This is a genomic window from Endozoicomonas sp. YOMI1 (assembly GCF_024606345.1).
Lineage (GTDB): Bacteria > Pseudomonadota > Gammaproteobacteria > Pseudomonadales > Endozoicomonadaceae > Endozoicomonas.
This window is the reverse complement of sequence record NZ_JAHHPM010000039.1, coordinates 1-11,726: the sequence shown is the minus strand read 5'-3', so window position 1 is coordinate 11,726 and position 11,726 is coordinate 1. Positions and strand designations below refer to the sequence as shown.

Genomic DNA, 11,726 nt, shown 5'->3' with positions numbered 1-11,726 from the left:
ATGCTCAGGTTTAGATAACTTTGAGTAGGTTTGAGCAAGTTTTTAGGAGCGGCGATTAGCCCTGTCCTCCTTCAGAATCGTGTACGAGCCCAGGAGGCTCCTGCACTCTTATATCCCTGTATCAGGCGATTGATAAATCGGGGTGATTCAGGCTTCTTTCAGCCTGACGGGTTTGCCCGATTCGCCGGGCAAACAAAAAGCGGGCGTAAGCCTACTTTTTTATTGAAGGTTGTCCTGAATCACCTTGAGCAGTCTCTGACTGACATCTGCCGACGCTGAGGTATTAACATCCTTTTCTACAGAAAGCTGAACCGCGTCAGAGTAATTACTCACCCTGACCGTCAGCGTTTTCTTCTCGTCAGAAACATCGGTTTCCTGATCATCACTGAACCACCCTGACCAGAAGCTCTTTTTCTGCTGCTCCTGTTCCAGTTGCGGAACACTGTCAGCAAGATAAAAGAGACCGGCTGAACGGTTACGATCCACAACCTTTAGCCCAGCGTTATCCATCGCATTGGCAACGGCATCCCATACACGGGCATAAGACAGGCCACGAACCGTCAGCACCGGGTTACCATTACCATCCCGGCCCGGTTCCACAACTGAAGCAATATCAAGCCCCTGAGCCTGTAGAGAAACCGATGATTTGGTGTCATCCCGCGCCAGGTAAACCAGCAGCTCTGCAAGCACATCATTAACCTTCCGCTTACTTCGCTCTCCCAGGTTATCCCAGTTCTCAGGAATCGAAGAGGGTTTTCCTTTTTTCGCCAATGGTCGTCCCTGATGATAAACATAAACCTCAGTGGTTCCGCCTTTCTGGCCATTGCCAACCACAAAGCGAAAGCGGTCTTCCATCGGATCAAGATCATTGGCACCAAATAGCTTACCCAATGTCCGGTACATCACACCGTGATCCTTATCATTGCCAGAAGCATTCCATTGGGTTTCAACAATGCCTTTGGCAAACTCTGTGGTAGCGATACCAACACTCAGATCTTCAAAATAGCCCAGCACACCAGGCCACACCTCACTGGGTTCACGATCAACGGACAACCATTCCTGACTGCCACTACGCTCAATACTGTAATGATCACCTTCTTTCATCATCAATCGCTGGGAAGGTCTCGGAACTTCGAACTGCCGTGACAGTTTCTGGCCAGACAGGCCGGCCTCAGGAATAACCAGAATATCCCCCAGTTCCCTGGCCTGAGATCCCGTCGGCAAGGTAATGGGCTTAGCAATCTGCGCCTCGGTGTAGTCTCCGGCACGATCCCGCAGATACCCCTGCTGGCCAAAAGGATTGGCACAACCTGTCAGCACCAATGCGCTGATAGCAACAGACAGGCCCAACCGGGTATGCCTTTGCAACTCACTGATCCTTTGACCTGGAACCATCAAATCAACCCCGCCTTTTGCAATGCGCTTCTAACATCGGAGTGATAACACTCCGAAAGGGGCGTCAATGGTAAACGAATACCTTCCTTGATCATCCCCATCTCTTTTAATGCCCATTTTACTGGAATCGGATTGGCTTCCAGAAAGAGCTGACTGCTCAATGCTTCAATCCGGGCATTGAGCGCTTCCGCTGTACTGCGATCGCCCGCCGTCGCAGCAACACACAATTTATGCATAATCTTTGGCGCAACATTATTGACTACAGAGATAACACCATTTGCCCCCTGGAGCATCAGCTCCATACCGGTAGCATCATCACCGGAGTAGATGGCAAAGTCTTCACCACACAACTCACGAATCTGTTTGCCACGCTCAACAATGCCAGTGGCTTCCTTAACACCGACAATATTGTCGAGCTGGCTCAGGCGAGCAATGGTTTCTGGCAGCAGATCCACCGCTGTTCGACCAGGGACATTATAGAGAATCTGGGGAATCGCGACCGATTCAGCCACCGTTTTATAATGAAGGTAAAGCCCTTCCTGAGTCGGCTTGTTGTAATAAGGTGTCACCAGCAAACAGGCATCAACTCCCAATGCCTTGGCTTCCGCTGTCAGGTGAACTGCCTCAGCGGTCGAGTTCGCCCCGGTACCGGCAATCACAGGCATCCGGCCATTAACCTGATCCACCATCCTTTTTATGGCTTCACAATGTTCCTGCACCGTCAGAGTGGCTGACTCACCCGTGGTACCCACCACCACGATTCCATCCGTTCCCTGGTCAATATGATGCTCTACAAGGGCATGCATACTCTCCCAGTCCAGCTCACCATTGCCATACATGGGGGTCACAATTGCCACCAGGCTCCCGGTAATCATCAGTTCACTCCTAAAGGCAAAATCTCGCGTAATGTTACTAATGCCCCCTGACATTCACAAGGCCGAAATCCATCCCTGCCCGGCTGTTTGTTGAAAACAGCTGAAGAACTATGAAGAGAAAAAGCCTTAATTGTTTGAATACCGTTTCAGAACCTGCCTTTTTTTCAGTGATGGTTTAAACTATCTCCCCTGAATTTAATAAAAACTTCCGAATTGGCTTCAGGGTTCTTTTAAAAGATGGCTCTGAAGAGGAAGCAGAACAATTATGGATTACCATGGCAGCATCGCCTTAGACATATGGACGGAAAATTGGTCGAACTTTTGCTGCCTGAGCCGATAAATTTGTAATCCTCTGGGACTGCTGTAATAGACCAATAGAACCTGCAGCTATTCAACCAAATGAGAGCGACTAAGGATAAAACATGAGCGTAACCCTGGGCCAACCCGTTCCTGACTTTACCGCCCAAGCGACCAGTGACACGACGGTCAAACTCTCTGAACTCAAAGGCCGTAAAGTCGTCCTGTTTTTCTACCCAAAAGACAATACCCCCGGCTGCACCAGTGAAGGACAAGCCTTCAGAGACCATTACAGGCAATTTCAAGAATCAGACACGCTCGTCTTTGGCGTATCCAAAGACGGCATCAAGGCTCATGAAAACTTCCGGGCCAAACACGAGTTCCCATTTGAGCTGATTTCAGATAAAGATGAAACGCTCTGCAAACTGTTCGACGTCATCAAGTTAAAGCAGATGTATGGCAAGGAGTATATGGGTATCGAACGGAGTACCTTCCTGATCGACAGTAATGGTGTACTGCAACACGAGTGGCGTAAGGTTCGCATTAAGGGGCATGTTGAAGATGTTCTGCAGGCCTCACAAATGGTAGACACTCGGGCGCAGACCGATAACAGTGACAACAGCAACGAAGAGGAGTAATAAAATCACCATCTTCCGAATTAAAAAGTGGGCCCTGCCCACTTTTTAAGTAATTGTCCTTAAATAATTCCGACATTTAGACCCCTCTCTCCGTTCACCCTGAGCGGAGTCGAAGGGTGCCTCGCACGATCTGTCATGCTTCTGAGTTTACGCCCTTGATACTTCTACAAGCCCAGCACTCAGGACCAACGGAGTTTGGAGGCTCCAAAATGTGGAAATTATTCAAGGACTATTCCTAACTTCACATCTTTAACTTAACTCCACATCCGCCACTGTAGGCCAGGCGTTCATAACCGCCTTTAATAAAGTTGCCAAGGGGATGGCAAAGAAGATCCCCCAGAACCCCCACAAACCGCCAAAAACCAGAACCGCAATAATAATAGCAACAGGATGAAGGTTCACCGCTTCAGAGAAAAGCAGTGGCACCAGAACATTACCATCCAGCGCCTGAATAATCCCATAGCCCACCATCAGAATAACAAACTGATCATCCATCCCCCATTGGAAAAAACCAATAATGGCAACGGGAATCGTCACTACAGTCGCCCCGATATAGGGCACAACAACCGAGAAGCCGACTATCACTGCCAGAAGTGCAGAATAGCTCAACCCCAAGAGAGCAAACAGCACATAACTGACACCCCCGACAATGACAATTTCTATCGCCTTCCCCCTGATATAGTTGGCAATCTGGTCATTCATCTCGTCGGCAACCTGGTCAATCAGCCTGCGACGGCGAGGTAAAATACCGGCCATCCAACCCAGCAAAACCTCTTTATCCTTGAGAAAAAAGAAAACCAGGATAGGCACCAGGATCAGATAAACCAGAAGAGCAGCGATACCCGGGAGCTTGGATAGCGAAAAAGACAATGCCCACTGGCCAAAGTCGGCAAGGTGTTTATTAATGGTTGTGACCAGTAAGCTAACCTGGTGCTCAGAAACAAATCCCGGGTATCGATCAGGCAAACTAACCAACAGCGCCTGCCCTTCACGAACCATGCCGGGCATGGCATTTAACAGGTGAGTTACCTGTTCCCACACCAGTGGAACTACCACAAAAATCACCAGCAACAATGCGGCAACAAATCCGGTAAAAACCAGATTAACGGCCAGAAGATGAGGCATCCATCGTCGTTCAAGCCAGTTCACCAGGCCTTGCATCAGAAACGCAAAAATCAAAGCGGCCAATGCCGGTGCCAGCATTTTCCCCATGGTCAGGACAACAACAAAGCCAACCAGTAATATGATCAGAAGAACAATCGCCTCCTGATCCGAAAGATAGCTGTGCAACCACCCCTTAATGACATTCAGCATCAAATGCTCCGTTAGTTATTCAACGACTCAAGTTTCATTCATTAAACTCAAGTCCCTTAAAAGCTCAGGCCTACTTATGCTGCAATGTATGGATATAAACCCCGCGCTCTTCTTCACTGGCCACCAGAATATGCCCGCTGATTTTAGCAAAGCTGACAAAATCCCTGACCGAACCCGGATCTGTCGCATACACTCTGATAACCTGGCCTGACTGCATTCGACTGAGCGCCTGTTTGGCTTTCAGCAATGGCAGTGGACAGTTCATACCTTTAAGATCAAGTTCCAGCTCAACATCCATCATAAACAGATTCGTGATAAACAGATTCGTGATAAAGTGTATCGTAGAAAACACGAGTATGGATATTCTATGAAACGAGCGGGCTTTTTGTCAGTATTTATATTAGCCACAGCACTGACCTCTGTACTGTCGGCCTACTCCAGTGCCACCCTGAGCAGCAACCTCAACCTGCCGAGCCTGGGTGATACCACTTCGGGCATTATTTCCCAACAGGAAGAACATGAACTTGGACGGTCATGGTTAAAAGCCCTGCGCAATCAGACCCCCATGGTTTCTGACCCGCAACTCAAAGACTACCTGGAAAACCTTATTTTCCGACTGGCCGCTGCCAGTGAACTTCAGGATCACCGACTCGTCCCGCTTGTTATTGATAGCCCGGTCCTGAATGCTTTTGCCGCCCCGGGCGGCATCGTTGGCGTCAACACCGGCCTGTTTCTCAATGCAGAAACTGAAGCACAGTTTGCCGCTGTTCTGGCACACGAACTGGCACATTTGAGCCAGCGTCACTACGCCCGCAACGTTGAAGAGGCACGTAACAAAAGCATCCCCAATGCCGCAGCCATTCTTGGATCGATACTGATCATGGCCACCGCTGGCGGAGACGCCGGTGCCGCAGCGCTGACCTCAACCGTTGCAGGAATGCAAAGTGCACGGCTTCGTTTCAGTCGCCAGTTTGAACGGGAAGCGGATAACATCGGCATCACCACCCTTGCCAGGGCTGGCTTTGACCCACAGGCCATGCCTGAAATCTTTGAACAAATGAACAAAGCCAGCCGTTATGGCAGCCGTCCTCCAGAATTCCTACTGACACACCCGGTGACAGAAAACCGTATCGCAGACTCCCGGGCCCGGGCTGACCAGATGTCAGACCAGCAACTAAAAACCACCAAAGGCTCGCAAAACTACCAGTTCATGAGAGTGCGCGCCGCCGTCCTGAACAGCAACAATCATCATGAAATGGCCAGACAGCTGAACAAGGAATTAGAGTCCGGATTAACCGTCGCATCAGAAGCCAGCCTGGCTCCTACTCGATATGGATTGGTGCTGGCCAGCATGAAAACCCGAAACTTCACGGTAGCAGGGCAGCAGATGAATCTCCTGCTGCAACAATACCCTGATAACCCTTACCTGATTATGACCCAGTCCCTGGTGAAAGCCACATCCGGAAAAACCAGCCAGGGTCTTAAACACATCGACAAGGCACTGAGTACCAATCCGGAAAGCTACCCGCTTCTGGCCACTCGCGCAGAAATCCTGCTGCAACAACAGGATTATGCCGGTGCACGAAATGAGCTGCAGAAACTCAGTCGCCTCCGTCCGGACGACCCGGACATCTGGTTTGAACTGGCGGAAGTTCAGGGGCTGGCAGAGGATATTGTCGGCCTGCACCAGTCAAGAGCTGAGTACTTCTTCCTGAATGGCAATCTGGATGACGCTATCAGACACCTGCAGTATGCACTAAAGATGTCAGGAGATAACTTCTCGCTCAAATCAAAACTTCAGCAAAAGCTGACGGATATGCAAAACTATCGCCAGAAGTTGAGAAACTCATAAAAGACATTGGAACTATTCAATCACACAGCGGTCTCTACAGTGCAGTAATGAATGACCACTGGCGTTCAGAACAGGATCTGGTCGGGGCCGGATATGCTCGTTCGATGTTTACCAAAATCTGATGCGGAAATCCACAGCATAATGGACCGACATGGTAAAATTGACATTTAAAAACATTACTCAAGGCAGGTAGCAGGCATCTTCATGCCAGTCGTTTTGGCTTCAGGGTTGATCATCTCAAGCAGTGCTTTGATAAAGTCCTTCCTCTTGATCTCGTAACCATTAACAGGCTGAGTTGTCGATAACCAGCCGTTAACTCTGTATTCAAAATCATGACGGCAAACATGGCCAGTCAATTTCATTTGAAGATGCTCAGTAAGCCCATGAAGGCGTTGTTGCTCTTTTTGCAATTGCTCGGTCAACGGATCAAGGTGATCAGCGAGGTATTCCAGCGTATCGTTCAGTAATCGGGTTTCTTCAGCAAATGACAAACACCATACCGGCCGCTCAACACCGGGAACGCGCACGGCCAATCGTGCTGCATTTCCCTGCGCCACTCTGTTGTCAACACTGACCTGAAGCCCCATTGCTTTCATACCCAAATCAGCGTCATTAAGTTGAATATTGTAGGCATTTGGCAGTTTAATCGCCTGACATCCCCGGATTGGCCAGATGGTAATGCTTTTGGGAATACCTGAATCCCTGCCGTTGATGTTAAGTGCCTGCAGCTTTGCAAAGAGTGTTCTGGCAGACTCTTCTGTCGTACAAATAATGTCAATATCATTATTAAATAATGAACAGAGGTTCTGTAAAAAACGTGAGTATGAACCGGTAATCAGAATGAGGGGATCGGTGTAAGAACCATTGATTTCCTGAATAATATTCAGTGTTTTTAGCGTTAGCGCATTTAATCGGGGAATGGGATTGTCCGGGAAATCCGGTCCGCTTGACCATTGCTTCAGGGTTTGTGGCGCACTGACGTTAACTGCCGCAGTGGTGGAGGTATTTTCTGGTTCATCCCGGAATTCCCTGACCTGATAAGGAAACGGACCTTCCCTGCCGGGATTGGCAACAGAAGCCTTGTACTGACTGGCAGAGGCTTCGTATGGATGGAGCCCCACCTTGGAACGGCATTTTCCCGTTTAAACAGCATATTATCCATAATATTGGCGTCAGAGTTGCCTTGTTCAAACCAGTAGCCTAAAGCATGGCGTAGCTTGCTCCCTTCAGGAAAACTCTGAAGGCACTCAATCACCTGATCTTTATGGATTTGCCGTCCATCAACAGGCTGTCTCTTCATATAGCAGTATGCCAGGAAGAAGAAATGGATACGTGAATTCTGAAATGAGCGCCTCAGCATGTTGATGGATTGCAATACCTGTTCAGCGGACACGCTCTGATGATCAATGGTCAATTCATTCTGCATAGCCATGAATTTCAAGATACATTGCAGTCGATGCTGCTCATCTTTCACCGATACATTGTTTAAGATTTGCCAGGCCTTTTGAAGATATCCCGGGCTTCGTTAGTTTCATCGTACCACTGAGGCTGTTTCAACCTTTGCATCAGATATTCAGCTTGTCTTGAAGAATGATCCCCGGGTACTTTGTTGAACGCTGCCAATACTTTCTGGTTATCCAGATAGGAGCCATGTAATACCCTTGCATTCATTGCCAGCTGGGAATAAAAAATAGCTCTTTCGAGCAACCAGCCACCGCGTTCAAAATCCTTAATCACCGCCTCCGGTGTAACCTGCCAGCCATTCAACCGCAGGCCCCTCAGGCAACATTCCGCTGTGAAGCGTGCTTTGCTCAGTTTGCCATCCGAACTCTCCGGGAAATCATTAACCACCGCATCCGATGTGACCTGCTGGCCATTCAACGGTAATCCCCTCAGGCAACACTCCGCTTTGAAGCGTGCTATCCCCAGTTTGCCTTCCTGACTATCAGGAAAATCCTTAACCACCGCATCCGGTGTGACCTGCAGGCCATTCAACGGCAGGCGTCTCAGGCAACATTCCGCCTTGAAGCGCGCTATCGCTAATTTGTACTTATTACTTCGATCTGGCTTCCGGTTGAATTCCTGAATCACCTGATCCGGGGTCACTTTTCTATTGTCATGCAGCATGTTCTTTAAGCAAAGCTTTTGCAGGAAGAAGCCACTTCCGAGAGACGTTCTGTCATTTACATAGGCTGAAAGCACATCAGCCGAGGTGATTTGACGCCCTTGTAATGGTCTTTTTTTCCAAAATGCATCCTCAAAACGATTGCCATCATTCAAGGTAGCAGCTGTACTTCCATGAAACTGACGGTTTGAGACTCTTTTGCCATTAAATGCATTTCTGTTGCGGTCAGGAATCCCGTTAGAATCGGCTTGTCGATCAATCCGACCAGCAAGCTTTAGGCGGGAGTTGTGTGATGCTGTCGATTTCAGAATAAAGCCCTGCACTTGGACTATAAATACCGCCGTTTGACCTCAAAATGATTATTAGGTTCACGCCATCATGGGGAACTATCTGCTATCTAAACGGTCTAGAAATATATGGACATCAACTAAATAGAAATTTCAAGAAGGATTCTAATAATGCCCAGTTTCTCATTTAATAATTTATCAGGCTCCAGAACATGGACACTGGAGTTTAACTTTAACCCTAACAGGACAAACAGTAATCCGTCTTCGCCCCACCCTATGGGATTACCTCCGGAGACCATTCAAGTCAATTTCAATGGTAAGCACGTATGCGAAACAACGCCTATAGTAAATATTACCCCCGGCCAACCCCATGAATCTTCTAACCAGACACTCTACCAGAGAATTGTCCGGCTTTTTCCTTTTGCCAGGGAGGTGGCCTGCACGCCCTGCCTTGATGCCGATATCGATTTAGATGACGATGACACTACGTCAGAAAAAGCCCCTGAATTAACCTTACCCTTTCCCCAATTACCATTCACATTACCTCTTGTGGATGGACAGGAAATCAGTGTGAAGGATTTTCATTCGTTATACCTGTGGGCGTGCACAAACGATAATGTAGAGGTCATCAAGCAACTGGCGCAAGCCGTGCCTTCATCGACGTTTATGCGCCTGACGACAACGGGTGCTGGCGAAGGGCCTACCTTAAATGCTTTTGCAATGGCGGCCATATCGGGTAATGAAAAAGTTTTATCCTATCTTTGCGCAGCTTTTCCCGATGCCAAGAAACAAAAACAAGAAGCACTTCACTTGGCAGTGGAGTGCAAGCAATCGAGATCAGTAAAACTTCTTTGCATAAAGGGCAATGCCAACCCAAACGCGCTGTATCCAGATACAGATGGCCAGACAGCACTACAGAAAAGCGTGGAAAATGAAGATATCCGCACAATGAGGGTACTATTATCGGCTGGAGCCGATGTCAACAAATTTTATAATGACATCGCAAAGTCCTATTTTTACAAGGCCTTCAAGCAAGGCAATAACGATGTTATTCGTACGCTGATCAGCGCCGTTCAGGATGTCAATAAGTCAATCAGTAAAGGCGGTATTCGACTGCTCCATCTGGCTGCCTGGTCTGGCAACCTGGAAATTATTGACCATCTGATAGAACGCAATGCCAGGATAAATCAAAGCACCGGTTGGCGGAATGGCAGAGCTACTCCCATGCATTTTGCAGCCTTAGAGAGCCATCAGCAGGCAATGTTCAAACTGATCGACAATGGTGGCAATTTATATGCAGGCAAAGCCAACATTGACGGCTTTTTCTGGTGCGAAGAGGGCTCCTACTCCAATCAAAGTGTGGCCAGGCAAAATCTGTTTGGGAAAATGCCCTTCTGCATTTTTGGAGGTACACCGCTGGAACTCTGTGTAGGGACGCCACATGAACCGGAAGCTGAGTCACAAGCTGAATTACAGGCCAGTTTGAAAAATGACATGGAAAACACGGCAAGAGTTCATAAAACAATGCCGGGAGGCCGTCCATTCTCGGACAACCTCCTCGGAAATCGGGAAGATAATTAATGTTAACCGGCCGCTGTAAAGTCCAACATGCGTTGTAAGGGCTTCAGTGCCTTATCCCGCAACTCATCACTGACCTCAATGACATTCAGGTCACCCGGCGTTTCCAGACATGCCAGAAGAGCATCAAGGGTATTCATTGCCATCCACGGGCAATGGGCACAACTGCGACAAGTGGCACCACTGCCTGCGGTAGGAGCCTCTATAAAACGTTTCTCAGGTGAAGCCTGTTGCATTTTATAGAAAATCCCACGGTCCGTAGCGACAATGAATGTGCTGTTCGGCATGTCCTGAGAAGCTTTCAATAACTGACTCGTCGATCCCACCACATCAGCAATCTCAACCACTGAGTCAGGGGACTCCGGGTGAACCAGCACGGCGGCATCAGGATAAACACGTTTCAGATCTTCAATACCTTTGGCCTTGAATTCTTCATGAACAATACAGCTACCGTCCCAGAGCAGCATATCGGCACCGGTATTTTTTTGAATATAGCTGCCAAGGTATTTATCCGGCCCCCAGATAATCGCTTTACCCTGAGCATCAAGATCTTCGATGATATCAAGGGCACAGCTGGAGGTAACTACCCAATCTGCCCGTGCTTTTACGGCAGCAGACGTATTGGCATAGACGACAACTTCCCGGTCAGGGTGCTGATCACAGAAAGCGGAAAATTCTTCTACAGGGCAGCCCAGGTCAAGTGAACACTCTGCTTCAAGGGTCGGCATCAGCACCAGCTTTTCCGGGCTGAGAATTTTGGCGGTTTCCCCCATAAAACGAACACCGGCCACGATCAGCGTTTCGGCATCGTGCCGGGCACCAAAGCGAGCCATTTCCAATGAGTCGGCAATAAAGCCACCGGTCTCATCAGCCAGTTCCTGAACGACAGGGTCTGTATAATAGTGAGCGACCAGAACCGCTCCCCTTTCTTTCAGGAGCTGTTTAATTCTGCTTTTTTTGGCTTCCTTCGCAATCGGATCCACCAGCAATGGAGCCTTCTGCAAATGGCCCTGAACGAGCTCTCTGTCTATCACTGCATTCATAAAGCTTGCATCCGGCAAAGCACTTTACCCTTCTGAGATAAACTGTTTCATTTAAAAGGCAGGTAAGTGTCTGCAACTTCCTCTATCAATCAGCCATGAGCCGAAAATATTACGCTGCCTCCATCCCCAAAATGGAAGGTAGTCCAGCTCCACACTATTTTCGCGCCACCATTTTCTAAAAAAATGTGGCAGGTAGTCTAACACAGCATCAGCACTATTAATAATTATGGTGAAAGAGGTAAAAAGGAGGGTTTGGCAGGAAGTGGTGGGTCGTGTAGGATTCGAACCTACGACCAATTGGTTAAAAGCCAACTGCTCTACC

The 11,726-nt window shown here is 48.5% G+C and carries 10 protein-coding genes; 3 read left to right on the top strand and 7 right to left on the bottom strand.

Translation table 11 applies throughout. The annotated features are described in order from the left end of the window. Positions 1–219 precede the first annotated feature (219 nt). Entirely contained in the window at positions 220–1,395 is a 1,176-nt protein-coding gene (bamC, locus tag KDK15_RS01485; protein ID WP_257293594.1) for an outer membrane protein assembly factor BamC, read from the bottom strand. Next, on the bottom strand, positions 1,395–2,270 hold the full coding sequence (gene dapA / locus KDK15_RS01480; RefSeq protein ID WP_257293593.1) for a 4-hydroxy-tetrahydrodipicolinate synthase: 876 nt from the start codon (positions 2,268–2,270) through the stop codon (positions 1,395–1,397). The genes bamC and dapA overlap by 1 nt, the downstream gene beginning before the upstream one ends. A gap of 422 nt (positions 2,271–2,692) precedes the next feature. Here dapA and KDK15_RS01475 point away from each other — a divergent pair, with 422 nt between their 5' ends. Continuing rightward, positions 2,693–3,205: a peroxiredoxin gene (locus tag KDK15_RS01475; protein ID WP_257293592.1), complete on the top strand. Its 513-nt coding sequence runs from the start codon at positions 2,693–2,695 to the stop codon at positions 3,203–3,205. Positions 3,206–3,454: 249 nt separating this feature from the next. Here KDK15_RS01475 and KDK15_RS01470 read toward each other — a convergent pair whose 3' ends face one another. Further along, positions 3,455–4,519, bottom strand: a complete 1,065-nt coding sequence (locus tag KDK15_RS01470) for an AI-2E family transporter (RefSeq protein WP_257293591.1) — start codon at positions 4,517–4,519, stop codon at positions 3,455–3,457. Between the two features lie 70 nt (positions 4,520–4,589). Next, entirely contained in the window at positions 4,590–4,820 is a 231-nt protein-coding gene (locus KDK15_RS01465) for a sulfurtransferase TusA family protein (RefSeq protein ID WP_257293590.1), read from the bottom strand. 66 nt (positions 4,821–4,886) lie between these two features. On the opposite strand from KDK15_RS01465, the gene KDK15_RS01460 reads away from it, so the two are divergent. Then, on the top strand, positions 4,887–6,371 hold the full coding sequence (locus KDK15_RS01460; protein ID WP_257293589.1) for a M48 family metalloprotease: 1,485 nt from the start codon (positions 4,887–4,889) through the stop codon (positions 6,369–6,371). A 176-nt stretch (positions 6,372–6,547) separates the two neighbouring features. Here KDK15_RS01460 and KDK15_RS01455 read toward each other — a convergent pair whose 3' ends face one another. Continuing rightward, a complete protein-coding gene (locus KDK15_RS01455; protein ID WP_257293588.1) occupies positions 6,548–7,492 on the bottom strand; it encodes a hypothetical protein in 945 nt (314 codons plus the stop codon). 364 nt (positions 7,493–7,856) lie between these two features. Beyond that, entirely contained in the window at positions 7,857–8,819 is a 963-nt protein-coding gene (locus tag KDK15_RS01450; protein WP_257293587.1) for a hypothetical protein, read from the bottom strand. Positions 8,820–8,954: 135 nt separating this feature from the next. On the opposite strand from KDK15_RS01450, the gene KDK15_RS01445 reads away from it, so the two are divergent. Next, a complete protein-coding gene (locus tag KDK15_RS01445; protein ID WP_257293586.1) occupies positions 8,955–10,364 on the top strand; it encodes an ankyrin repeat domain-containing protein in 1,410 nt (469 codons plus the stop codon). Positions 10,365–10,366: 2 nt separating this feature from the next. On the opposite strand, the gene nadA is transcribed toward KDK15_RS01445, so the two are convergent. Next, positions 10,367–11,404 carry a quinolinate synthase NadA gene (gene nadA / locus KDK15_RS01440; protein ID WP_257293585.1) on the bottom strand — a complete coding sequence of 346 codons (1,038 nt, stop codon included), beginning with the start codon at positions 11,402–11,404 and terminating at the stop codon, positions 10,367–10,369. Positions 11,405–11,726: the final 322 nt, after the last annotated feature.